The sequence below is a fragment of the Nocardia sp. NPDC050175 genome, assembly GCF_044459885.1.
Lineage (GTDB): Bacteria > Actinomycetota > Actinomycetes > Mycobacteriales > Mycobacteriaceae > Nocardia.
In genome coordinates, this window is sequence record NZ_JBITJI010000012.1 from 77458 (window position 1) to 100813 (window position 23356).

Here is a 23356-nt window from a genome sequence, read left to right on the forward strand (position 1 = left end):
CGTCAGCGGTCGCGAGTGAAGATCAACTCGTCGGCCAGGCCGTACTCCACCGCTTCCGGCGCGGTGAACACGCGATCGCGGGCGGTGTCCTTGCGCAACTGCTCGACGCTCTGACCGGTGTGCTTGCTGAGGATCGCCTCGGTCTGCGAGCGGATCCGCATTACCTCCGCCGCCTGCAGCGCCAGGTCCGAGATGGTGCCCTGCCCCTGCGCGGACGGCTGATGCAGCAGCACGCGGGAGTGGTTGAGGACATACCGTCGTCCTGGCGTACCCGCCGATAACAGCACCGCTGCGGCCGACACCGCCTGCCCCATGGCATAGGTCTCGACCGGCGTCCGCAGGAACTGCATGGTGTCGTAGATGGCCAGCATCGCCGTGTTCGAGCCGCCGGGCGAGTTGATGTACAGGCTGATCTCGCGATCCGGCGACTCCGACTCCAAGTGCAGCAGTTGCGCCATCACGACATTCGCGACGCCGTCGTCGATCTCGGTGCCCAGGAAGATGATTCGGTCGTTGAGCAACCGACTGAAGACGTCGAAGGAGCGCTCGCCGTTCGGAGTGCGCTCGATGACATGCGGAATCGTGTACTGGGACATGACTACGCCTCGCTGGCGCTCGGCTCCGTCATGCCCCAAGGCGGCTGTGTTGTTGATTCGATCGCTTCGCTCACTCATGTGTCACAACCCCGCTCGGTGTGCGTTGGTGAATGGTGCGATCTGAGCGAAGTTGGCGGCGATCTCGTCCACGATGCCGTATTCCCGCGCCTGCTCCGGCGTGAACCAGCGATCACGGTCGCTGTCCGAGCGGATTTCCTCCAGCGAATGCCCCGTCTCCGCGGCGAGGATCTGCTCCGACTGCAGCTTCATGTACTCCAGGTTCTCCGCCTGGATCGCGATGTCCATCGCGGTGCCGCCGATACCCGCGGACGGCTGATGCATCATGATCCGGCTGTGCGCCAAGCTGATTCGCTTGCCTTTGGTGCCCGAGGCGAGCAGCACCTGCCCCATGCTTGCGGCGAATCCGACGGCAACGGTCGCCACGTCGTTCGGGATCAGCTTCATCGTGTCGTAGATGGCGAGCCCGGCGAGCACCGACCCGCCCGGCGAATTGATGTAGAGGACGATGTCGCGCTTGTCGTCCTCGCTGGCCAGCAGCACCAGTTCGCTGCAGGCCCGCTCCGCCATCGCGTCGTCGACCTCACCGGTCAGTTGGATCGTCCGATGGCGGAACAATCTGTCGGCTAGTTGTCCCCGGTAGTCCAGGTGCGATGTTTCGATCATGGGTCAGGTCTATCCCCGCCGAACCCCCGGATGTCGCTGTGTCTGCCGACAGCAGACCCGACCGCACCCCGCACGCGCTGAGCGCCCACAGCCGGTGCGGATCTCAGGAGCGGGTGCGGATCGTCGGCGCCATCTCGTAGAGTGCGCGAATGACGGATGGTGATGCGGAAGTGGTGCTACGGGCGGCCCGCCCTGAGGACGCGCGGACGGTCGCGCAGATCTGGTACGAGGGCTGGGGCGACGCGCATCTCGGGAACGTTCCCGACGAGCTGATCACGCTCCGCACCCGTGAATCCTTCGATACGCGTGCGGCACAACGGGTCCCGATCACCACCGTGGCGACGGTGGGTGCTGCGGTCGCCGGGTTCGTGATGGTGGTCGAGGACGAAGTGAATCAGGTGTACGTCTCCGGTGACCACCGCGGTTCCGGCATCGCCGTGCCACTGCTCGCCGCCGCGGAGAGCCGCGTCCGCGCCAACGGTCACCCACAGGCCTGGCTGGCCGTCGTGCCCGGCAACGCACGGGCCCGGAAGTTCTACTCGAACAACGGCTGGTCCGACGATGGTCCGTACACCAACGAGATCCCCGGCCCGGCGGGTTCGATCGACGTGCCGTGCCGCCGCTACGTCAAGCGCGTCGACTGACCCCGCTCAGCGCACGCCGAGCACGAGTGGGAATTCCGGCTGCCCGCCGAGCAGGAACGCGCCTGCGGTCTGGATCATCTGATCGTGCGCCATGAGATGGGTTGTCATGGTGCTCATATCGCGCAACCAGACGTCGAGCGGGTTCGGCTTATAGACGGATTCGGTGCCGACCAGCTCGCACAGCCGCGCGATGATGTGCCGACAGGCGCGGTACGAATGGGTGCGGGTCAGCAAGGTCTGCACCCGGATATCCGGCGGAATCTCGGCGAAACGGTTGTCGTCCAACGCATCCCATAGCGTGCGCAGGCTGTCGACGACCGCGCCGCGAGCGACGATGTACTCCATCTCGCACTCACCCAGAATGTATTGCGCCCGATAGTTGTCCGCCCACTTCTGCCCGGTGGCCGCGATGACCTTGCCCTGCGCGAGATCCCGGACGTAGTCCAGCGCGGCCCGCGTCGCGCCGAGCGGAATGCCGGGCATCACCCGGGCCAGGGTCTCCGGTTCGGCGAGTTTGCCAGTGCCGCTTCTCGGTTCGTAGAAGTCGAAGCAGTAATGTTCGGGGATGAACAGGTCGTCGGTCGCGTAATCGTTGCTGCCGCTGCCGCGCAGGCCGGTGCTGTTCCAGGTGTCGAACACCTGGACCTGATCGCGGCGCATGCAGAACATCTTCGCGATCGGCGCACCGTCGGCCATGGCCAGTTCGGTGCCTTCGAAGATCATGGCACCAGCGACCACCAGGTCCGCATGGTTGATGGCACTGCCCAGTTTCCAACGGCCGGTCAACCGATAGCCACCGTCGACACGCACGGCCCGCCCGGCCGGTGCGATGAGCCCCGCGGTGATCAAATCACGCGTCGGCATCAACTCGGCGAGCGCCTGCTTGTCGAGGAAACCCGCGTAGATGCCCGTTGCGGCCCCGATCATCGCGCACCAGCCGGTGGCGGTGTCGCCGTAGGCCAACGCCTCGAACACCTCCATCTGCTCCAACGAGGTCAGGCCCGGCCCACCGAGCTCAGCACTGAATCCCATCGCGTAGATGCCCATGGCGCGTAGCCGTTCGACGATGTCGGCGGGCAGCTGCCGTGCCGCATCGATCTCCTGCCGTCGCTGGGCCACCTCCGGCGCGAACGCGCGCGCGGCTGCCAGCAGTTCTTTCGCCGACGAAGCTTCTCCGGTCACCATTGCCCCAATCAGGTCCAGCCGCAATCGAATTGGCGTCACTGCCCGCAGCAGCAGAGTAACCCGATTATCGATCGCCGACGCCGGGAATCGCGTTCCCGGCGAACGACACGGGTCTGCCCACGCCCATAACCGAGTATGTCCGGCCGTCGCAGCCGCTGCCAGTAGCCGGACCGCTGACCGAACCGTCGACTAGTCGACCGACTGTGCTTCCCGGAGCACCGGATCCTCGATCGCGACCATGCTGCCGAGCAACGCCAGTGCGCGCTCCGACTCCGAGCCGGGTTCGGGGTGGTAGGCGATGAGCAGCTGCCCGGGTGCGCCGTTCACGGAGAACGTTTCGTACGACAGCTTCAGCTCGCCGACCATCGGATTGAGGAAGCGTTTCGTTCCAGCGGTTTTCGCCCGAATGTCGTGCCGCGCCCACAGCTTTCGGAAATCGTCGCTCTTCAACGACAACTCGCCGACCAGCTCGGTCAACCGCGGATCGTCCAGATCGCCCGCCGAGGCGCGCAGACTCGCCACCGTCTCCGCGGCGTGGATGGCCCAGTCCGGGTAGACATTTCGCGCCTCCGGATCGAGGAACATCATCCTGACCTGATTGATGCCTGGCACCGAACACGCATTGACCGCGACGGCCAGCGGATTCGCGGCGAGCACGTCCAGGTGTCTGCCGAGCACCAGCGCGGGCGTGTTCGGCCACGCCTCCATCAGGGCAAGCAGGCCAGGGCTCACCCGTTCGGGACGCTGCGGCGCGCGCCTGCGCCGCACCACCGGGCGCGCCAGCTCCCGCAGATGCGCGACGCCTTCCTCGTCCAGCGCGAACACCCGCGCCAGCGCGACCACCACCTGCTCGGACGGATGCTTGTCCCGACCTTGCTCGAGTCGCACGTAATAATCCGCACTCATCCCGGCCAGCATCGCGACTTCCTCGCGGCGCAGCCCGGCCACCCGGCGCTGGCCGCCGCCGGACATCCCGAAATCCTCCGGGCGCACCAGCTCGCGCCGTGCCCGGAGAAAGGCGCCCAGTCGGTTGTCGGAATCCATCCTTCGAGGGTAGGACAGCACCGGGCAGGCTGGGTGGCCCTGCCACTACCAGGAAGACCGTACCCTGGCACGGGCCCGTGACCAGCGCGAATGTAGTCGTCATGACAAACAACCTCACCGGCCGCGTCGCGGTCGTCACCGGAGCATCCAGTGGAATCGGCGCCGCCACCGCCCAGCGGCTCGCGGCCGACGGCGCGAAGGTCGCGCTGCTCGGACGGCGCAAGGATCGGCTCGAAGAGCTGGCCGCCCGGATCGGTGGCGAGGTGCTCGCCGTCGAGGCCGACGTATCCGTGCAACAGTCGGTGCTCGACGCCGCGGCAACCGTGCGGGCCGCGTTCGGGCCGATCAACCTCGTGGTCGCCAATGCGGGCGTCATGCTCGGCGCACCCTACGAGTCGGCGCAGACCGACGAGTGGGACCAGATGATCGGTACCAACATCAACGGATTGCTCTACACCGGAAGGGCTTTCATCGATGACCTGCTCGCCGCGGCAAGCAGCGGCGAACGTGCCGACCTGGTGCACGTCGGCTCGATCGGCGGACACGTCGCGTTCCCCAACTACGGCGTCTACTGCGCCACCAAGGCCGCCGTCGCACACCTGACCCGCAATCTGCGCACCGAATTCGGGCCGCGCGGTGTTCGTGTGCGGACCATCGAACCCGGTTTCGTCGGCACCGAACTCGGCGCGGGCATGCTCGACGAGGACCAGAAGACCGTCCTCGCCGGATGGCGCACCGAGATGGAAATCCTTGTCGCCGACGACATCGCGGACGCGATCGCCTACTCGGTCGCCGCACCGAAGCGGGTCAACATCGCCGAGATGATCGTCGTACCAACCCAACAGGGCTGATACCCGGACCCGAAGGCCCGCTGGCGCATTCGCGCGCCAGCGGGCCTCGGGACCGAACAGTGGATCGCTACTTCTCGATATGCTCGAAGTCGAAGAAACCGTTCCACGCCAGCTCGGCCTTCTTCACCTTGTCCGAACGACCCGCAGCAGCGTTGTAATCGAGCACCGGGATTTCGGCCATGTCCTTGAACAGCAGCGCCTGGGCCTGCGCCACGATCTTGTAGGACTCCTCCAGGGTGGGGGCGGCCAGTGCGGCGTTGAGCAGGGCGTCGAACTCCGGGCTGTTGTAGCTGACGTTGTTGGTCTCGGAGAAGCTGTAGTACTGCGAGGTCAGGAACTGCAGCATGGTCGGGTAGTCGCCCTGCCAGCCGCCACGGAACGCCTTGCCGATGGTCTTGGCGTTGATCGCGTCGCGGATGGTCTTGAATGTCGGATACGGCGCGCCGATCGCCTCGATACCGAGGGTGTTCTTGATGCTGTTCGCCGTAGCCTCGATCCAGCCCTGATGGCCGCCGTCGGTGTTGTAGGCGATCTCGTACTTGCCCGACCACGGGGAAATAGCGTCAGCCTGCGCCCACAGCTTCTTGGCCTCTTGCGGGTTGAACTTCAAGAACTCGGAGCCGGGCAGGTTCCCGTTGAACCCGGGCAGCGTGCTCGCGGTGAAGTCACGGGACGGGATCCTGGCGCCGTGGAAGATGTTCTCGCAGATCTGCTCTCGATTGATCGCCATCGAGATGGCCTTGCGGCGCAGCACGCCTTCTTCGCCCGCGAAGTGCGGGACATTGCTCTGGATGCCGATATTCACCTTGTACGCGATCGGCTTGCTGATCGCGCGGTCGCCGAGATCCTGTTTGTAGCTGGTCATCGCGCTTTCCGGGATGACGTCGAGGGTGTCCAGATTGCCCGCCTGCAGATCGGCGTAGGCCGTGTCGTAGGACTGGTACATCACGAACCGCAGGCCCTTGTTCTTGGGCGCGCGGCCCCCCTTGTATTCGGGGTTCGGAACCAGGTCGATCTGGACGTTGTGCTGCCACGCACCGTTCTTCGCAAATTTATACGGGCCGTTGCCGATCGGGTTCTCACCGAAAGCCTTCATATCCTTGAACGCGGCATCGGGCAACGGGTAGAACGGCGTGAAGCCGAGCTCGGTCTCGAAGTCGATCGACGGCTGCTTCAACGCCACGGTGAAGGTGCGGTCGTCGACCACCTTCAATCCCGACATCGTCTGCGCCTTGGCGTCTTTCGCCTGCACTTCGTCGAACCCGACGATCGGAGCGAACACGTAGCTCTGCAGCTGAGCATTGCTGCCGAGGGCGCCGAAGTTCCACGCGTCGACGAACGATTTAGCCGTCACCGCTGAGCCGTCGGAGAACTTCCAGTCCGGCTTGATGGTGATCTTGTAGTTCTTCCGGTCTGTCGTCTCGATGGACTGCGCCAGCTCGTCGTGCGCCTCACCGTTGGCGTCGTAGTACTTCAGCCCCGCGTACAGCCGGTCGACGACGCGGCCACCCATGTTCTCGTTGGTATTGGTGGGCACCAACGGGTTCTGCGGCTCCCCACCATTGGTCGTGACGATGTCGGCATCGGTACCGTCATCCGACGAGCATGCGGTCAGCCCCAGGCTTGTGGCCATGAGTGCCGCCGCGAGCAGCGCACCAGCTCTTGTGAATCTCACGCGTTCTCCCGATTTCGAACAGGCCACCGGAACCCACCGGGACACGCGACAACCGCACGCGTCCCAACCCGATCACCTTGGAATGTCCTCGGACAGTAACCATTCCGAGACCACTTGTCCTGGGATCCACCGATGATCGGACCAGGGGCGCGTCGCCACACTCGACAAATTGTCAGGCGCGACTCTCCAGGGTCTCCTTGACCTTGGCGATCGCGAAGCCCCACGCCTGGTCGAAGGTCGGTTTCGGCGGGATCGAGATCTCGTCGGGGTTGGTGACGACATCGAGCAGCACGGGCCGACGCGACGCGAAAGCGTCCGCGACCGCCTTGTCCAGGTCCTCGGGGTCGGTCACCCGGCGCGATTCCAGGCCCATCGCGGCCGCGACGGCGGCCAGATCCGGATTGTCGAGCACGGTGCCGAACTCGGGCAGGCCACCCTCCTCCTGCTCGAGCTTGACCATGCCGAGGCGCCCGTTATTGAACACCACCAGCGTGACCGGCAGATCGTAGGTGACCGCGGTGCGCAGATCGCCGAGCAGCATCATCAGTCCGCCGTCCCCGCAGAACGCCACGACCTGGCGTTCGCGGTCGAGGATCTGCGCGCCGAGCGCCTGTGGCATCGCGTTGGCCATCGACCCGAAGTTGTAGGAGCCGATCAACCGCCGGGAGCCGCGCAGGCTGAGGAATCGGGACAGCCACACTGTGGACATGCCGGTGTCCGAGGTGAAGATCGCGTCGTCGGCGGCGTGCGTGTTGACCGCGGCGGCCACTGCCTCCGGGCGGATCAGCTGGTCCGGGTTGTCCAGGTGGCGGCGGATGCGGCCGAGGAGTTTGCGGTCGTGTTTGGGGTCGGCCAGGCGCTGCTGGAGTTCGGTCCAGCGGTGGTACTCCGATTGCGCCTTCGTCAGGTGCTTGTCGGAGGCCTTGGTGTCCAGCTTCGGCAGGAGTTCACGCAACGCGGGACCGGTGTGACCGACCAGCGCGACGTCGACCGGCGTGCGGCGACCGATGTGGTCGAGGCGTGCGTCGAGCTGGATGACGGTCTTGCCGGTGGGATACCAGTCGCGGTACGGGAAATCGGTGCCGACCATGAACAGCACGTCGCAGTCCTCGAGCGCCGAATTGGCAGCCGGGTTACCGATCAAACCGGTTTGGCCGACCGCGTACGGGTTGTCGTGCTCGAGGCCTTCCTTGGCCTTGATGGTGAGCACCATCGGTGCCGAAAGCTGTTCAGCTAGCCGCAGTACCTCTTCGCGCGCCTCCCTGGCCCCGATGCCGACGAGCAAGGTGACCTTGGCGGCCTTGTTGAGTGTCTCCGCGGCCTGCACGATTTCGGTCGTGCCGGGGACAATCGTGCGGTCGCGCGCGACGAACCTGGGGCGCACGTCGGTGTCCAGCTTCAGACCACCGATATCACCCGGAATGGTGAGCACGGAGACACCCTGCCGGGACACCGCCGCGTTCACCGCTTGTTCGAGCAACCTCGGCATCTGTGCGGCGTTGGTAACCGTTGCCGTGAACTCCGAGACGTCGCGGAAGACGGCGTCGTTGTCGACCTCCTGGAAGTACTCGCTGCCCATCTCGGAGGTCGGCACCTGACCGCAGATCGCCAGTACCGGTGCGTGTGATTTCTTGGCGTCGTAGAGACCGCCCAGCAGATGGATCGAACCAGGTCCGACGGTGCCCGCGCACACCCCGATGGTGCCGGTGAGCTGGGCTTGTGCCCCCGCCGCATACGCGGCGACCTCTTCGTGTCGCACGCCGATCCATTCGATCCGATCCTCGCGACGGATCGCGTCGGTGATCGGATTGAGCGCGTCGCCGACGACACCCCAGATCTGGGTGACGCCCTCGTCGGCCAGCGCGGTGACGATCATTTCCGCAACCGTGGTCATAGTCGACTCCTCCGCGTCATAGACGGTTCTGCTGGGCGGCCGCTGTCATCGAGACACTCGCCGACCGGTGACCAGACCCACCAGGAACAACAGGATCACCGCGCCGGCGATACAGGTGAAGAAGCTGAACCACAGCCCGCCACCCTCGACGTCGACGCCGAACAACTCGAGCAAGAAGCCGCCGAGCAGACCGCCGACGATGCCTACGACGATATTCAACAGGATGCCCTGCTGAGCGTCCGTCTTCATGATCTTGCTGGCGATCCATCCGGCCAGACCGCCGATGATGATCCACCCGATAATGCCGAGACCCAGCATGATGTCCTCCTGTCGTTGGCACGCCGGAAAAGCGCGCTGCGCCGGTCATACCCCCGAACCGGCAGACCAAGCAGGGCGGCGAGGTTCACCACATCGAGACTCGCTGACCGTTTGCCGGTGCCGCCGCCGGGTAGCCGGGAACCATGACTGACTCCCGTCCCCGCGACAGAGTCCTTATCCCGCACGCCGACGATGCCGCGCTCGGTGGTGCTGTCGCACGGATTCTGGTCGTCGTTCCGGTGCGCAACGAACAGCGCCTGCTGCCCGCCTGCCTATCGGCGTTGGCGCGGGCGGCGGGGCACGTCGATGTTCCGGTCCGCGTCCAACTCGTGCTCGATGCGTGCACCGACGATTCCGCGTGCGTGCCCACCTCGGATGTCGAGGTGATGGCGATCGATGAGCGCAACGTCGGTGCCGCCCGTGCACTCGGATTCGCGCAGGCCGGCGCGACCTGTGCGGCCGAGACCTGGTTCGCGACAACCGATGCCGACTCCGAAGTCGATGATCTGTGGTTGCGTGCCCAGCTCGACTACGCGCATACCGGAAGCGATGTGGTTGCCGGCATCGTCGGCGTGCGCGGGTGGGCAGATCATGCCGCGACCACCCGGCAGAAATATGAGCAGCAGTACCGCACGAGCGGCGCGCACGGACATGTGCACGGCGCGAATCTCGGCTTCCGAGCCGATGCCTATTGGCGAGTCGGGGGCTTCCAGCAGCTGCGGACCGGCGAGGACGTCGACCTGGTGTCGCGCATGGTGGCCGGTGGGGCATCGATCGCGTGGGCCGAAGACGTCCTCGTCACCACCTCGGCGCGCCGTGTTGGCCGGGCACCGCAAGGGTTCGCTGCTCATTTGCGGAGAATTGAGCGTACGTATCGCGCCGAGAGTAGGAGTGCCTGATGCCGCCGACCGAGCTCCTCGATGCTTCCGCCGCGCCCAGCGCGCTGGCGGGCGCGCTGCGGCGGCTCGCGGATTCCGGTCGACTCGAGCTGCCGTATCCCGGATCAGGGCGCACCATCGAGCGCTGGCGCTGCCTCGCCGATCTCGCGTTCGGCAATGTGGTGGTCGGGCGGATGGTGGAGGCGCACGCCGACGCGGCGGCGATTCTGGCGGAGCTCGACGGCGGTGTCGTCGAGCTCGGGCAGATCTGGGGAGTGTGGGCCGCCGAGCCGCCGAAGCCGGTGCTGCAGGCGCGCTTCGGGTCGGGTGGATGGATCCTGGCGGGGCGCAAGCCGTGGTGTTCCGGCGCGACGATTTGCACCCATGCCTTGGTCACCGCGCGGGCCGGGGACGAGCGCAGGTTGTTCGCCGTCGACCTCGGTCAGTCGTCGGTGCGCGCGGTGCCCGGCACCTGGCACGCCGTGGGGATGCAGGAATCCGATTCCGGCGCAGTCGATTTCATGGATGCCGTGGTCGAGCCCGTTGGCGGTCCCGACGCGTACCTGACCCGGCCGGGCTTCTGGCACGGCGCCATCGGCGTCGCCGCCTGCTGGTACGGCGGCGCCGCTGCCGTCGCCCGCACCCTGCACGACCGCGCCACCGACGAGCACGCCCTGGCCCACCTCGGCGCGGTGCTGAGCGGATTGCACGCCGCCGCACTGTGTTTGACCGATGCCGCGCACCAGCTCGACGCCGACCCCACCGACCGTTCCGGCCTGGCGCGGATCCGCGCCGGAACCGTGCGGGCGGTGGTCGAGGACGCGGCGACGGCGACCATCGACCGGGTCGGGCGCGCGCTGGGGGCCGGTCCCCTGTGTGCCGACGCCGAGCACGCGCGCCGCGTCGCCGACCTCACCGTCTACCTCCGCCAGAGCCATGCGGAGCGGGATCTGGCCGACCTCGGCCGTGCCTACGCGGAAAAGGAGTTCTCATGGTTGCCGAACCGCTGATCGATCTCGCCGCCCGGGGCACGCCGGAGCGCACCTGGACCCGGTGGCGTAACCGTCGCCCGGAACTGTCGCTGACCGGATGGCGGCATTTGATCGTCGTCGCGCCGCACCCCGACGACGAGGTGCTCGGCGTCGGCGGCCTCATCGCGCTGGCCCGCTCGCATGATCTGCCGGTCACCGTCGTCACGGTGACCGACGGCGAGGCGTCCCACCCGGGCTCGCCCACCTGTTCACCGACCGAGATCGCAGAGCTGCGGGTGGCCGAATCTCACCGGGCCGCACGGGAATTGGATGTCGAAGCGCCGATTCGGCTCGGTATCGGCGACGGCCGGGTGGCCGCTGACGAGGCGGCGGTGACCGACGCGTTGTCCGGCATCCTCGCCGACTGCGGCCACACGGGCGCGTGGTGCGCGACGACCTGGCGACGCGACGGTCACCCCGACCACGAAGCCGTCGGCCGGGCCGCCGCCGCGGCGTGCGCGGGCACCGCGACCCGACTACTGGAGTTCCCGGTGTGGATGTGGCACTGGGCAACTCCCGAACATCCGGTGGTCCCCGCCAGCCGGGCCCGCACGTTGACCTTGCCCGCGACGGCGGTCGACGCCAAGCTGCGCGCCCTCTCGCAGTTCCACAGCCAGATCCTGCCGATGTCGGCGGATCCCGCCGACCAGCCGATCCTGCCGCCGCACGTGCTGGACCGGTTCACCGGCAACACGGAAACGTTCTTCGTATGAGCGAGACCGGCTTGGCCGCCGACTATTTCGAGGACATGTACGCTCGCGATCCGGACCCGTGGGGCTTCACCACCCGCTGGTACGAGCAGCGCAAGCGCGCACTCACCATGGCCGCGCTGCCGAAACCGCGCTACCGCAGCGCCTTCGAGCCCGGCTGCTCGATCGGCACCCTCTCCGCGGAACTCACCGACCGCTGCGATCGGCTGGTCTGCACCGACATCGCGGCCCAGGCCCTCGATTCGGCGGGCCAGCGCATCGACCGGCTGCCCGAATCCGCGCGCGGCGCAGTCGAATTCCGCCGCTGGGCGCTCGGCGAGCCATGGCCCGACGAAAATTTCGACCTGATCGTGCTCAGCGAAGTCGCCTACTACCTCGACTCCGTCAGCCTGCGAACCGCTTTCGGCCACGCCGTCGACCACCTCGAACTCGACGGCACCCTGCTCTGCGTGCACTGGCGCCGAAAAGTCCCCGAATACCCCCTCTCCGGCGACCACGTGCACGCCATCGCCCGCACCACCCAGGGTCTGACCGCCCTGGCCGGCTACCACGACGAAGACCTGCTCCTCGACGTCTTCACCGCGGGCGACCCGATCTCCGTCGCGAAGGCCGAGCACATCGAGTGAGAGACCTGGTCTAGGCCATTGCGAAGCGCAGCAGGGCCTGCTTGTCGCCCTGCTTGATCTTGCCCTTGCGGTTCAGCACTTCCAGCTGCCAGGCGGAGCCGGAGCGGAAGGCGCGGGCGACGGCGTTGGCGTTGTCCGCGCCGAGCAGCGACGGCCAGATGTCGGCGACCTGCTGGCTGCTGCCGCCGCTCGCGTCGTAGACCTTGAAGCTGATGTTGTTGGCTTTCTCGAACGAGCTGCCCTTCTTGAAGGCGGCCGCGACGAAGACGATGGCGTCGATGCCGCCCGGCACGTCCGAGAACGTGACGTGCACGGTCTCGTCATCGCCCGCGGCGGCGCCGGTCTGCTCGTCACCGCTGTGCAGGACCGAACCGTTGCCGAGTGGGTCGAGGGAGTCGAGTCCGGCGAAGCGGACCGGCTCGGCGCCCTGCATGAGGATGGCGATCAGGTCCAGGTCGACGCCTTTCTTGCGGCGTGCCCAGCCGAGTGCCCCGCCGCTGGTCCCCGCCGACGGATCCCAGCTCACGCCGACACTCAGCTTGGTGACGCCGGCGAGATCCGCGGCGCCGTCTTCTTTCTTGAGCGTGATCATGGGTTCAGATTAGCGGGCGTTTCGTAACTCCAAGCGCCAGAAAGATTCTCGTGCGGGCGATCGACGAGTACGGTCTCGCCACCGCGAAACCCATTGATAGCTAATAGCTCTCGCCACTGATCAGGTGATGGAATTGGCCTTCGACAGCAGCCGGTGCAACTGCCGCTGCTCCCTGGCGGACAGTCGGCGCAGCGGCAGATGCTGGGTCATCGCGTCGACCAGCTTCTCGCGGTGGGCAAAGCCCGCGGCGGTGAGGGCGACCACTTTCACCCGCTTGTCGTCCGGGCCGGGTAGTCGCTCGACGGTGCCGCGTTTCTCCAGCTTGTCGATGATGAAGGTGACCGTCGACGGGTCGCTGCAGGTGCGGCGGGCGAGCTCGGACATCGACGGCAGCGCGGCCGTCGGGGTGAGGTGCCAGAGCACATTCGCCGACGGCACGGTGAGATCCAATTCACGCAGGACGCTCACGAGTGCGGCGTCGAGCTGGTCGGATACCGTGCGGAGTTCGGCGAGCAGGCGATAACCCAGGTCCGCTTCAGGCTGGTCCGCTGTCACGCAGCACAGTGTAGCCAGCTACTTGCAGTCTCCTACGAAGTTACTTTGACACTCAAATCTTGATGCGGTGATTTCGGCGGTTTGCCGGTTATTCGGCGGTTGAAGATCACCTGCGGTTTCGGCGTGCCGCGGTGGCCGGTGGCCAATCACCTTGGCCGACTGGCTATTTACAAAGGGGGCCGATGCGCGGTTCGGTGAGGCATGGCTGATCCGCTCGAAGAACAGGACGTCGCGGCACAGGCGCTGGCATTGGTGAACCAGGCGGCGGGACCGTACCTGGCGAGTCTGCCGGAGCGTCTGGTGCACGACGCCACCCACGATCCAAGCATCAATGACCTCGGCGGGCCACTGTCCGAGCACGGCACCGGCGCGCTGGCGGCGGTCGAGGAGTTGCTCGCGGTCGGCACCAGGGCGGCCGTGCACACCTCCGGACCGCGCTTCTTCCATCTCGTGGTGGGCGGGGCGACCCCGGCGGCGCTGGCCGGTGACTGGGTAACCGCACTGCTGGACCAGAACTCGGGGCTGTGGGTCACCTCGCCGCTGGCGTCGCGCACCGAGACCGTGGTGCTCGGGTGGCTCAAAGATCTATTCGGACTGCCGGCCGAATTCGGCGGGGTACTCACGCCCTCCGCCACCTTCGCGAACCTGACCGGGCTGGCGGCCGCCCGCTACTGGTGGGCCGAACGGCACGGAGTGGACGTGGTCGCCGACGGCTTGGCGGGACTGCCGCAGCTGCCGGTGCTGACCAGTGGCTACGTGCACGCCAGTACCCGCAAGGCGCTGCAGATCCTCGGCTGCGGCCGAGATACCTTGCGCACCTTCGTCCGCGACGATGCCGGGCGGATCGATCTGGCGGCGCTGGAGCGGGCGCTGGTCGAACTCGACGGCGCGCCTGCGGTGATCGTCGGCAACCTCGGTGAGGTGAATACCGGCGATTCCGATCCCATCGATGACCTTGCCGATCTGGCCGAGCAGTATCGTGCCTGGCTCCATGTCGACGGTGCGTTCGGACTGTTCGCGGCACTGTCACCGCGCACGGCACACCTCGCCCGCGGCGTCGAGCGGGCCGACTCGATCACTGCAGATGGTCATAAATGGCTGAATGTTCCTCAAGAGAGCGGGTTTTCGTTCATCAAGGACAACTCCCTGCTCGGCAAGACATTCGGCGGCTGGGGTGCGGCCTACCTGCCGACGCTCGACGACGACCAGATCAGCTACAACATGCACGGGCCCGAATCCTCCCGCCGGGCACGAGCATTCCCCATTTGGGCGACCTTGCGCGCCTACGGCCGGGCCGGCTACCGAGAAATGGTGGAACGTCATCTTGACGTGGCGGCTCATCTCGGCCGAATCGTCGACGAGGCACCAGATTTCGAGCTCTTGGCCCCAGTCCAGTTGTGCGTCACCTGTTTCCGCTACCGCCCACCGGGCGTGCCGGAATCCGAGCTGAACGCCCTCAATGCCCGCCTGGGCGCGGCCATCCTCGAGGACGCCCGCGTCTACGTCGGCACCACCACCTATCGAGGCATGACGGCGCTGCGCCCGACCTTCGTGAACTGGCGCATCACCGAGCCCGAGGCGGACCTGCTTGTCCAGGTCATCCGCGAGATCGGACCTCAGCTGTAGACCACGTTCACGCCAGGAACTGGAGTGCGGAGTGCTCCCTATTTTGCAGGGCGGCGGTGTGCGCGGCGACGTTGATCCCGTCGCTCAACGTCGCGCCCGCATCCAGTTTCGCGATGACTCGGGCTTCGGCTGCTTTGATGGCCGTCGCGGCCTCGAACAGCGACTCGACTCGATCGGGACCGACGACGACGATGCCTTCTTCGTCCGCGAGGATCAGGTCACCGGGCGAGACCGCGACGCCGCCGCAGGTCACCGGAACCTGGAGCGCGCCGAGCTGAGATGTGCTCCCCGCCATGGGTGTGACGAATCGGCTGTAGATCGGCAGCTCACAGCCGCGAACGTACCCGATATCGCGGTAACCTCCGTCGACGATGATCCCGCCGAGCTCACGGATAACCGCGCCGCGCGCGAAAATTTCCCCAGCGAAGGCGATTTCACTCCCACCACCGTCGACGACGATGACGTCACCGGGCGCCGCGGACTCGATCGCCCGCAGCACACCGAAGAAGTCTCCCCGACACTGCACGGTGAACGCGGACCCGACAATCCGCACCCCGGCCGACCGCAGCCGAATCCCACTGTCCATCACCCGAATCGACTTGTCGGCATCGCAGAGCGCAGTCGTATCCACCGCATGAAACTTCGCGACAACCTGATCAACCAGCATCGACGCCCCTTCAAGGCTCGGAGTGTGCAGTCGGCTCGACTGTACTTTCCCAGCCCGCCTATATGAGCCACACTTCCTCAGCGCTGAATGAGATGCCAGATATGGCAGCCGATCTCGAGTAGGCCCGCTGCGGCGGCACCGGTGATCAGCCCGCTGGCCGCCATGCGCACGATGTGTCGGGAAAGTCCACCGCGCTCATTCCGCCGTCGTCGCGAGAACGGATCGATCATCGCGTCGATCCATCGTGCGATACGGCCATCTCGACGAATGTTTCGAAGCGGGCGGTACTGCGCGTGAAGTCGGCTTCCACTGTCGACCATTGGGTTTCGGTTGAAGTCTTCGCGTGCTGGAGTAGGTATCCGCCGCTGTCGGTGCCTGCGCCTATGAGGTAGTAGTCGATCCAGCAGCGCAGTTTTCGGTGTTCGTGCGGGTAGGTACCGAAATAGGTCGTTCGCTGCACCTGGTCGGATATCCGTGCCAATGGCTCATGGCGGACGTCGGTGCTGCCCAGGTTCGCAAAATCGGCGGCCGTGTTCAGGATGCCTTCGGCTTCGGTGAGGTAGTCGAACACGAATGAGGTCTGAACCGAGTTAGCTGCGAAATCATCGTCGAGCGACGGTAGATGTACCTCGCAGTTGAGCACGCCGGGGAACTCTGCATACTCGCTGGCCGTCGACCAGCCGGCCAACGGTTCCGCACAGCCGATGATCGTGGCGAGGCTGCCCGGCGGCGGTGCGAGCCGGAATCCTGTTCCAGCTGCGGCAAGTCGGGTCAACAGTGGCGCATCCGCAGTCGCAGTCATGGTGGTCCTCACTCTCACAACACGCAAGGTGCAAAGTGTTCGATCAACACGAAGACGATCAAGAATCCCGCTGCGGCCGACAAACCGTAGATAACGGTGTCCAACCGATAGCTCAGGTAGTCGGTATCGAGTTTCAGGTTCCGGAACCTGCGCGGTCTTTCATGTCGGCTCATCGCGTCACCTATCGAATAGGAAATGTTTGACACCAAGCGCGGCGTTCTTCCCGACTTCGGAACCGATGGCGGCGCCGATACCCGCTCCGATCGCGGTACCGACAGGCCCGGCCATCGACCCTACGGCTGCCCCCGCCAGCGCACCACCCAACGCGCCGCCGACTACTTCACCGCCGATTACGGCACCGGCTTCGCCGGCGTCATATGTGCCGTTCTGGTATCCGCTGACGCCGTCGTAGACGCTCAACCCGATTCCGACACCGAAACCGGCACGGCCGACGCCCTTGAAGACCGCGCCCATTCGCTCGGCCTCTTCAGCTGTCGCCGGAACCCACGCATGGCTGCCCGAGGGATCTACGGTCTCGACCATGCGGGTGCCCAGTTCCTGGGTGCCACCGGCAGCTCCGGTAGCGGCTCTGCCCGCCCATGGGTCCTCGTCGTCGGTGCCCGGTGCGAACGTCGTAGTGGTATCCGGCGTTGCCGGGACGGTGACTTGGGTGTGGTTGCCATCGCCGTCGACACCGGTATACGTGTGCTCCGGCTGACCAGAGGTGAGCAGGCCAGGACCGGTACTGGTGGTCGGAGTGGATTCTCGAGGCGTGAATGTGGTGACCGTATCGGGGGTGGCAGGAACGGTGACTTGCGAGTGGTTGCCATCGCCGTCGACACCGGTATACGTGTGTGCCGGCTGACCAGAGGTCAGCAGGCCCGGACCGCTTTCGGCTTCCGCGCGAACCTGGGAGACGTTCAGCTGCCGCGAAGACCAGAGTCCTCGCGACCGCAGACCACCAACCGCAAAGGCGGCCGCTCCTGCCAACAGCAACAACGGGATTCGACCATCGGTCCCGTTCCCGACATCGTTATTCGGCGAGAGTTGCTCGGGCCCTGGACGATCTGGCGGCAGGCCGGACCCGGTTGTTGCCGGACTCTGCGTGGCCGCCGGTAGCTCTGCCGGTGACACAGGCGCAAGCGGAAGTTGCGCGGGCTCAGGCGGTTTGGACGGGATCGGCGAAGGTGCCTGCACGGTGGGCTGGTTGCCGGGCAGCACGGGCGATTGAGTTCCTGGCACGGCGACGATGGGTGCGCCGTTGCCGGGCGGTAGTGCCGGTGGTGTGAGTGCTCCGGCCTGGCTGCCGCCGCTATCGGCGCTCGGCGGTTGGCCAGGCAGCACTGGCTCAGGCAAGGGTGGCGGTGCGGTTGGCGGACCCGGCGGTGGTGTCGGCGGGAGCGAAGGTGTGTCGATGCAGGGCCAGCCCGGGTGCATCTGCTGCCATTCCGCGCACGGCACAGCGGAAGCGGTGGGAGTGGCGAAGGATGCGAATCCGACGCTGATGCCCGCCACGGTGGCTGCGAGGGCGGCTCCGGCCAGCCGGTTGATTCTCGTCGGGCGGGTCATCGGCCGCTCCGGCGGGCCTTTACTTGCGTGTAGGTGGTGTCGATGCCCCACCAGGTGAGGCGTCCGGCGATGGACATGTAGAGGAAGAATGCGAGGTAGACCAGGATCGCGCCGTGGTCGTCGGCCCAGCCAGGCATCCGGTTCAGGTGGGCGAAGGCGGCGATGAGCAGGAACAGCCCGGCCAGCAGGGCCATCGGTGCCCATGCGGCATTGTTCGGTTCCGCTGCGGTGCGATCGGTGCTGGTCATGACTGTTGGGTCTCCTTCTCGGATCCTGCTACCGCATTGGAATACGTTGTCCGGGTGAGGGTTAGAGCCAGATGGGGTCGCCGTAGGCGGTGGTGGTGTTGTCCGCGGTGGGGGTGGACATGGTCGCGGTGGCGAAGGAGCGCAACGAGACCGGGCCCATGCAGGCATCGACCTTGACCTCGACCTGGTCCATGGCGATCGAGGCGCGGCCGGAAGCCAAGGCTTTCTTGCCGAATTCGACGGTCGCGATCGAGCCGGGCTTGAGGGTCGTCGAAACATTCGGCGAGACCGAGGCATTGACGCCGAGGCTGACGCTGGGTGGGTAGGAGATGTTGAGGGAAGCGTTGGGGCCGAACGACATTCCCAGGCTTGTGGTCAGACCGCTGGAAACGTCTATCTGGCAGCCGATTTGGTAGCCGAAACTGACCACCGCGGCCTTGACGGGTTGAGTGCCTTTGCCGGTGACTTCGGCGATCGCCTTCAACGACACGAACCCTTCGCGGGTGAACATCGTCGCGGCCAGGTTCGGGTAGCGGTCCAGGGTTTCCGCGGTCTTGGTGACTGTCAACGTCCAACCGTCATCGGTCGCGACGACACGCGCCTTGTCTGCGACAGCGTCCGCCGACGCGACTCCCTGCCCATTGGCTAGCAATCCCACTGTTATCGAGCTGGTGCACAGCACCGCCGCGACACCGCTTCGCTGAAACGCAACCCTGTTCATCTAAATCCATCCTTGTCACGTCGAGTTTCAGCCCAAATCAGGCAGCGCGGCGTTCCCCTCCGAGTCAAGGAAAACTCATGTAGCTAACATTTGGCAACCACCAGGTTGCGTCTAATAGCCGCCGTGACCACTCGTTAACCATTTGGACACCCGACCAGTCCAGGTTGGAGCCGGTGATCCACGATTCAACAACCGATTTATGGCGTACATCACGCCTGGGCCGTTATCCCCGCTTCCGCAACAACCGGTGGCGACGGGCGAGCTGTCTACGACGGAGGGTTGCGTGACTGGCCTAGCCTCCGGCAGTCACCGCGTCGAGCCGATCACGTGGGCTGATGCCACGAGAATTCGGGTGTCACGTACATCCTCATCCCGTGCGATGCTGGATACGAGCCGAAGCGGATGGGAGACCGAGGAGGCCGGGTGGGGAATTCACGCGCGCGACACATCGCCGATCGACTCTTGGTGGAACAGCAACGGTTGGTGGCGGCTTTCGAAAAGTTCGATGAGACAGGACGATTCCGCCCCGCGCCCTGGCAACGCCCGGAACTCGGCGGCGGACTGGCCTGCGTTTTAGCGGACGGTCAGGTCTTCGAACGGGCCGGCGTGAACGTCTCATTGGTCAGCGGCAAAGGTCTGCCGGAAGTCACCGGATCGGATATCGCAGGAAGGCCTTTCACCGCAACCGGCATCTCATTGGTCCTGCATCCGGCCAATCCTTTCGCGCCATCCTTCCACGCGAACTTCCGCTACTTCGAAATCGACGCCACCACATGGTGGTTCGGCGCCGTCTGCGACCTCACCCCCGCCTACGGATTCGACGAAGACGCAATCCACTTCCACCGCACCCTCCAGAACTGGTGCTCTCGCCACGGACCCAACTGGTACCCGACAGGAAAAGCCGCCTGCGACAAGTACTTCCAGATCCCTCATCGCGGCGAGATGCGCGGCATCGGCGGAGTCTTCCTGGACCGCCTCACCGGTGAATTCGACCCGCTCCTGGCATTGATCACCGACGGCATCACCACCATCCTCCCCGCCTACCTACCGATCCTCCGCCGCCGCTGCCCTATCCCCTACGGCAAACGGGAACGAGATTGGCAACTACTCCGCCGCGGCCGCTACATCGAATTCAACCTCGTCCACGACCGAGGAACCCGCTTCGGCCTGCAAACCCACGCCAACACCGAAGCGGTACTGATGTCCCTCCCACCCATCGCCACCTGGCAGTCCCACACCACCCCTGCACCCGACACCCCGGAAGCCGACACCGCCCGCTTCCTCCAACCCACCGACTGGGTCTCGAAACCCGACCTCCCAGCAAGCTGACCGCGTGGCGTGGAAGGAGTTTCGAGCAAGAGACCGTGCCGGCACTCGATCATGGGCGAGAAAATACTGCACGTACGAGTGGGGGACGTGCTGGTAGGAATTCGACCTTTATCGCCGAGTCGGCGGCTGCGGCGAGGGCGGTCAGCGCTTGCGGGCGGTAGGCGCGGAGCATGCTGATGATCGCGTCGTGCAGGAACGGCAGGATCGTCAACGGGCCCTTGCGGAATGCGCCCGGCGCCGCGATGACGAGTCCCAGCGCGGGGATCAGCGGGAGCATCGGGGTTGGTAGTCGGGCGAGGTCGATCACCAGGAATTTGGTGCCGATGCGGGTGGCTTCGGCGATGGCGCGCCAGGCTTGCGCCGGGGGTAGGTGGTGGAACGACATCGCGAAAATGACTAGGTCATAGCTGTTTTCGGGGGCGTCGATGGCGGTGGCGTCCATCACCCGAGTGGTGGCGCGTTGGTGCGCGGCGATGTTGGCGACGGAGGTGGGGTCCAGATCGGTGATGGTCACCGTGGCGGTGGGGTGAAGTTCGAGGATCTTCGCCGACAGTTTCCCGTGGCCCGCACCGAGTTCGAGGATTCGCGGACTGTCGATGTCGGCGACCAATGCCAGCGCGGTGCGGGCGTTGTCCTCATGCCAGTCCTGACGGTCCAGCTCGCTGATGACCACCTGTTTGATGTGGTCCGGCACGTCGTAGCGGTCGATGTACTCGAGCACGTCGGTCTGCATCCGCCGGTCCAGCCATGAGGCGCGCGGGCCGCCGCGCGGCATCGTCTCGATGTCGACGACACATGATTGCTGCTCAGTCATGACGTACCAAAATCCCTTACTCGGCGGTGTTTTCACGGTACCGGGTTCAGGTGACGCGAGCCGACCTAGCGGGTGGGCCGAGGGTTGCCCGCGATCGGGACTCCGGTGCGCTTGGCCTGGGCAAGCGAGGCAGGGGAGTCGGCGCTGCGCGCGGCGGTTTGCGGTATGGCGGGCAGTATTTCGGCTGTCGGCGGCGGCCGATAGTCAGCGAGTGTCGCGGTGCCCCATACGTAGGGATCCGCTTGGGCGCTGCCGAATGGTGACCAGGCGAGACGGCTTTGGCCGGTCTTGTCGTCGGTATCGGAGTCGTAGACGAGGATGTTCATCGCGAACTTGGCGGGATCGACCGGTGCGGGCAGCGCGGTGAGCGGGATCTTCACCTCGACCGAGTAGCCCCGGTACGGCTCGGTGACGTTCGCGGCCACCTGCATCCCCGGCGGCGTCGCGCCCTGATGGTTGTCGGCGTCGCGCTCGGCCACCGGGCCGTTTCGGGTGTACGGCAGGATGCCGGTTTTGAAAGTGGTTGAGGTGTCGTCGGATTCACCACGTGGATCGAGGGCGATCTCGACCGAGTCTGTGCGCCAATGCCTTTTGATGTCGTCGGCCGCCAGTTCGGCTCCCTTTCGATCGTCGGTCACGTTCACCAACGCGTAAAGGTCGTCGTCGTGCCTCGCCAGTTTCGCGGTCGCCGAGCAACTACCGCCGCCCTGCCAAACCGCAAGCGGCAGTTCAGGTCCCGGATACTCTCCCGGCCCCTCGATGCCGTTCAGGACCGGCGCGGTCGCAACGGCCGGGATCGTGGTGGTCGGGTTCGGCGGGTAGTCCGGCTGCACTCGGTTGGCCAACCAGGGCAACCCGGTCCGGTCGGCCCAGTCAGCGAACTCGGCGTACAGCGGTTTCAGTCCCGTTTGCCGCTGCACCGGCACCTCGACGTACCTGCCGTCCTCGGCCAGCACGGTGAACCAGTCGGAAGCGAGCTGCTGCGGATCCGTCGGCATCTGCGCGGGCTTCGCCGCGAAACCCTGTGTCAAATATAGGCGAGTCGCGTCGCGCCCGACCTGTGCCCAGGTCATGTCGTATCGCCGCGAGCGGACACCGGACCACACGCCCATCACCGGCAACCCGGACGTCGGATCGGTGCGCCGTTGTTCGGCTGCGTCCGGTCCGAGCAACGAGTCGAACCCGTAGTTCTGAGCAAGGAGCCGGGTGGGATGCCACGGTGCCAGCCCCTCGCCGGTGATCTGCTCGGGGTATGCGTGCGGGTCGCCGGCCAGCCGGAACGCCTCGATCCCGAGGCGAGCCGAAAGCTGGTGGCCACCATGCTGATTGAACGGTCGAGGATCCATCACCACGATCGTGTGCGGGGTCGTCAGGCGGACCAGACGCACCAGTCTGGCCAACGTGTCCTGCTCGTCCCAGATGCGTGCGGTCAGCGGCGCGGAGAGGGTGTACCAGAAGTCCGGCTTGTCGAGATAGTAGATGTTCTCGATCCCGGCGAGGGCGGTCGCTTTCCGTTCCTCGGTTTCGCGAATCAGGCCCAACTCGGGTCCTTCCGCCAGACCTACCGCATTGCCGCCACCCTCGCCACGCGTGACGGTGACGACGCCGGTGGTCCAACCCAGATCTTCGTGCCACTGGCCGAAGGTCGCGAGGTTGCTCGATTCATCGTCCGGATGCGCGCCGACGAACAACACGTCGGTATGTGCGGGATCTCCCGCCGCGTCCCGGCGCTTATTGTCCGAAGAACAATCCGCCAGCACCAAGGTTGCGGCAGCCAAGGCCGAGGCGAGAACAGCGCGGCGACTCAGTGCGGTCTCGAAGCCTGCTCCCGCCATCCCCTACCTCCAGCCGTTGCCCACGTCGAATGTCCGTCGAATCACAACACATCAACAGTCACGAGCGGCGCGGCGGTCGCCGAAGCGCCCGTCCGTTCACACGGACAGGCGTCGGGTTCAGTACGAGACGGTGAAGCGCTGACGGACGAAGGACCCGTTCTGGAGTGCGTCGACAATGGCGAAGGCGTAATCACCGACACTGATGCGACTTTCACCGTTGGCATCGGCGATGGGAGTGTCCCGAGCCTCGGCCCGATATGTTCCGGTGGCATCGCCCGGGATCACCACTGAACAAGCGCCGCAGTTCTATCTCCGCCCGGACGTCACCTATGTCCCCGTCCACGACGCTCCGCCTTTGGAATTCGGCCTCGGTTGGCTCACCACCGGACTCACCCAGAGGGTCCAGGCATTCGTGCAGGCCGCCAACGACATTCGGGACGCTGTGAAACGCTGATGGCAGCA

General features: G+C 65.8%; 26 protein-coding genes. 9 read left to right on the forward strand and 17 right to left on the reverse strand.

The genetic code is table 11. From position 1 onward, the window contains the following. Positions 1 to 2 precede the first annotated feature (2 nt). The gene (locus ACIBK2_RS33555) at positions 3 to 596 is read right to left on the reverse strand and encodes a ClpP family protease (protein WP_396973212.1); all 594 of its coding nucleotides are present in this window, start codon (positions 594 to 596) and stop codon (positions 3 to 5) included. Positions 597 to 677: 81 nt separating this feature from the next. Next, a complete protein-coding gene (locus tag ACIBK2_RS33560) occupies positions 678 to 1280 on the reverse strand; it encodes an ATP-dependent Clp protease proteolytic subunit (RefSeq protein WP_357380468.1) in 603 nt (200 codons plus the stop codon). A 149-nt stretch (positions 1281 to 1429) separates the two neighbouring features. On the opposite strand from ACIBK2_RS33560, the gene ACIBK2_RS33565 reads away from it, so the two are divergent. Then, complete coding sequence (locus ACIBK2_RS33565; RefSeq protein WP_396973214.1) at positions 1430 to 1924, forward strand: GNAT family N-acetyltransferase; 495 nt, start codon at positions 1430 to 1432, stop codon at positions 1922 to 1924. Between the two features lie 6 nt (positions 1925 to 1930). Here the strand turns inward: ACIBK2_RS33565 and ACIBK2_RS33570 are convergent, their stop codons facing one another. Beyond that, positions 1931 to 3109, reverse strand: a complete 1179-nt coding sequence (locus ACIBK2_RS33570; protein WP_396973216.1) for an acyl-CoA dehydrogenase family protein — start codon at positions 3107 to 3109, stop codon at positions 1931 to 1933. Between the two features lie 189 nt (positions 3110 to 3298). After that, positions 3299 to 4153: a helix-turn-helix transcriptional regulator gene (locus ACIBK2_RS33575; RefSeq protein ID WP_396973218.1), complete on the reverse strand. Its 855-nt coding sequence runs from the start codon at positions 4151 to 4153 to the stop codon at positions 3299 to 3301. Between the two features lie 101 nt (positions 4154 to 4254). On the opposite strand from ACIBK2_RS33575, the gene ACIBK2_RS33580 reads away from it, so the two are divergent. Beyond that, complete coding sequence (locus ACIBK2_RS33580; protein ID WP_396973220.1) at positions 4255 to 5004, forward strand: SDR family oxidoreductase; 750 nt, start codon at positions 4255 to 4257, stop codon at positions 5002 to 5004. Positions 5005 to 5071: 67 nt separating this feature from the next. Here the strand turns inward: ACIBK2_RS33580 and ACIBK2_RS33585 are convergent, their stop codons facing one another. The 3 genes from ACIBK2_RS33585 to ACIBK2_RS33595 all read right to left on the reverse strand — a co-directional run bounded on the left by ACIBK2_RS33585 (position 5072) and on the right by ACIBK2_RS33595 (position 8891). Continuing rightward, entirely contained in the window at positions 5072 to 6637 is a 1566-nt protein-coding gene (locus tag ACIBK2_RS33585; protein ID WP_396973596.1) for an ABC transporter substrate-binding protein, read from the reverse strand. A gap of 214 nt (positions 6638 to 6851) precedes the next feature. Beyond that, on the reverse strand, positions 6852 to 8573 hold the full coding sequence (locus tag ACIBK2_RS33590; RefSeq protein ID WP_396973222.1) for a thiamine pyrophosphate-dependent enzyme: 1722 nt from the start codon (positions 8571 to 8573) through the stop codon (positions 6852 to 6854). A 45-nt stretch (positions 8574 to 8618) separates the two neighbouring features. After that, positions 8619 to 8891, reverse strand: coding sequence for a GlsB/YeaQ/YmgE family stress response membrane protein (locus ACIBK2_RS33595; RefSeq protein ID WP_396973224.1), 273 nt, complete (start codon positions 8889 to 8891; stop codon positions 8619 to 8621). A 143-nt stretch (positions 8892 to 9034) separates the two neighbouring features. On the opposite strand from ACIBK2_RS33595, the gene ACIBK2_RS33600 reads away from it, so the two are divergent. Genes ACIBK2_RS33600 through ACIBK2_RS33615 form a run of 4 tightly spaced genes read left to right on the forward strand, consistent with a single transcriptional unit; the run spans position 9035 to position 12136 of the window. After that, positions 9035 to 9790: a glycosyltransferase gene (locus ACIBK2_RS33600; protein WP_396973226.1), complete on the forward strand. Its 756-nt coding sequence runs from the start codon at positions 9035 to 9037 to the stop codon at positions 9788 to 9790. Beyond that, positions 9790 to 10779, forward strand: coding sequence for an acyl-CoA dehydrogenase (locus ACIBK2_RS33605; protein ID WP_396973228.1), 990 nt, complete (start codon positions 9790 to 9792; stop codon positions 10777 to 10779). Before ACIBK2_RS33600 ends, ACIBK2_RS33605 begins: the two co-directional genes overlap by 1 nt. Next, positions 10761 to 11513 (forward strand): PIG-L deacetylase family protein, encoded by a 753-nt coding sequence (locus ACIBK2_RS33610; RefSeq protein WP_396973231.1) that lies wholly within the window; start codon positions 10761 to 10763, stop codon positions 11511 to 11513. The genes ACIBK2_RS33605 and ACIBK2_RS33610 overlap by 19 nt, the downstream gene beginning before the upstream one ends. Next, the gene (locus tag ACIBK2_RS33615) at positions 11510 to 12136 is read left to right on the forward strand and encodes an SAM-dependent methyltransferase (protein ID WP_396973233.1); all 627 of its coding nucleotides are present in this window, start codon (positions 11510 to 11512) and stop codon (positions 12134 to 12136) included. Before ACIBK2_RS33610 ends, ACIBK2_RS33615 begins: the two co-directional genes overlap by 4 nt. A 10-nt stretch (positions 12137 to 12146) precedes the next feature. On the opposite strand, the gene ACIBK2_RS33620 is transcribed toward ACIBK2_RS33615, so the two are convergent. Together ACIBK2_RS33620 and ACIBK2_RS33625 are read right to left on the reverse strand one after the other, a co-directional pair. Continuing rightward, positions 12147 to 12728 carry a TerD family protein gene (locus ACIBK2_RS33620; protein WP_379285289.1) on the reverse strand — a complete coding sequence of 194 codons (582 nt, stop codon included), beginning with the start codon at positions 12726 to 12728 and terminating at the stop codon, positions 12147 to 12149. Between the two features lie 120 nt (positions 12729 to 12848). Further along, positions 12849 to 13283, reverse strand: coding sequence for a MarR family winged helix-turn-helix transcriptional regulator (locus tag ACIBK2_RS33625; protein WP_396973235.1), 435 nt, complete (start codon positions 13281 to 13283; stop codon positions 12849 to 12851). A gap of 201 nt (positions 13284 to 13484) precedes the next feature. Between ACIBK2_RS33625 and ACIBK2_RS33630 the strand changes: the two genes are divergently transcribed. After that, the gene (locus tag ACIBK2_RS33630; RefSeq protein ID WP_396973237.1) at positions 13485 to 14909 is read left to right on the forward strand and encodes a pyridoxal phosphate-dependent decarboxylase family protein; all 1425 of its coding nucleotides are present in this window, start codon (positions 13485 to 13487) and stop codon (positions 14907 to 14909) included. Between the two features lie 7 nt (positions 14910 to 14916). On the opposite strand, the gene ACIBK2_RS33635 is transcribed toward ACIBK2_RS33630, so the two are convergent. The 6 genes from ACIBK2_RS33635 to ACIBK2_RS33660 all read right to left on the reverse strand — a co-directional run bounded on the left by ACIBK2_RS33635 (position 14917) and on the right by ACIBK2_RS33660 (position 18916). After that, positions 14917 to 15576 (reverse strand): RraA family protein, encoded by a 660-nt coding sequence (locus ACIBK2_RS33635; protein ID WP_396973239.1) that lies wholly within the window; start codon positions 15574 to 15576, stop codon positions 14917 to 14919. Positions 15577 to 15653: 77 nt separating this feature from the next. Further along, entirely contained in the window at positions 15654 to 15806 is a 153-nt protein-coding gene (locus ACIBK2_RS33640; protein WP_396973241.1) for a hypothetical protein, read from the reverse strand. Next, on the reverse strand, positions 15803 to 16264 hold the full coding sequence (locus ACIBK2_RS33645; RefSeq protein ID WP_396973242.1) for a hypothetical protein: 462 nt from the start codon (positions 16262 to 16264) through the stop codon (positions 15803 to 15805). The genes ACIBK2_RS33640 and ACIBK2_RS33645 overlap by 4 nt, the downstream gene beginning before the upstream one ends. Before the next feature lie 291 nt (positions 16265 to 16555). Continuing rightward, the gene (locus ACIBK2_RS33650; RefSeq protein WP_396973244.1) at positions 16556 to 17374 is read right to left on the reverse strand and encodes a glycine zipper domain-containing protein; all 819 of its coding nucleotides are present in this window, start codon (positions 17372 to 17374) and stop codon (positions 16556 to 16558) included. 569 nt (positions 17375 to 17943) lie between these two features. Further along, entirely contained in the window at positions 17944 to 18195 is a 252-nt protein-coding gene (locus tag ACIBK2_RS33655) for a hypothetical protein (protein WP_396973246.1), read from the reverse strand. Between the two features lie 61 nt (positions 18196 to 18256). Next, positions 18257 to 18916 (reverse strand): MspA family porin, encoded by a 660-nt coding sequence (locus ACIBK2_RS33660; protein ID WP_379285305.1) that lies wholly within the window; start codon positions 18914 to 18916, stop codon positions 18257 to 18259. Positions 18917 to 19339: 423 nt separating this feature from the next. On the opposite strand from ACIBK2_RS33660, the gene hemF reads away from it, so the two are divergent. Then, positions 19340 to 20245, forward strand: a complete 906-nt coding sequence (gene hemF, locus ACIBK2_RS33665) for an oxygen-dependent coproporphyrinogen oxidase (protein WP_396973249.1) — start codon at positions 19340 to 19342, stop codon at positions 20243 to 20245. A 49-nt stretch (positions 20246 to 20294) separates the two neighbouring features. On the opposite strand, the gene ACIBK2_RS33670 is transcribed toward hemF, so the two are convergent. Continuing rightward, positions 20295 to 21059, reverse strand: coding sequence for a class I SAM-dependent methyltransferase (locus tag ACIBK2_RS33670; RefSeq protein WP_396973250.1), 765 nt, complete (start codon positions 21057 to 21059; stop codon positions 20295 to 20297). Positions 21060 to 21124: 65 nt separating this feature from the next. After that, positions 21125 to 22894, reverse strand: coding sequence for a sugar-binding protein (locus ACIBK2_RS33675; RefSeq protein ID WP_396973252.1), 1770 nt, complete (start codon positions 22892 to 22894; stop codon positions 21125 to 21127). Positions 22895 to 23159: 265 nt separating this feature from the next. On the opposite strand from ACIBK2_RS33675, the gene ACIBK2_RS33680 reads away from it, so the two are divergent. Beyond that, on the forward strand, positions 23160 to 23348 hold the full coding sequence (locus ACIBK2_RS33680; RefSeq protein WP_396973254.1) for a hypothetical protein: 189 nt from the start codon (positions 23160 to 23162) through the stop codon (positions 23346 to 23348). Positions 23349 to 23356 lie beyond the last annotated feature (8 nt).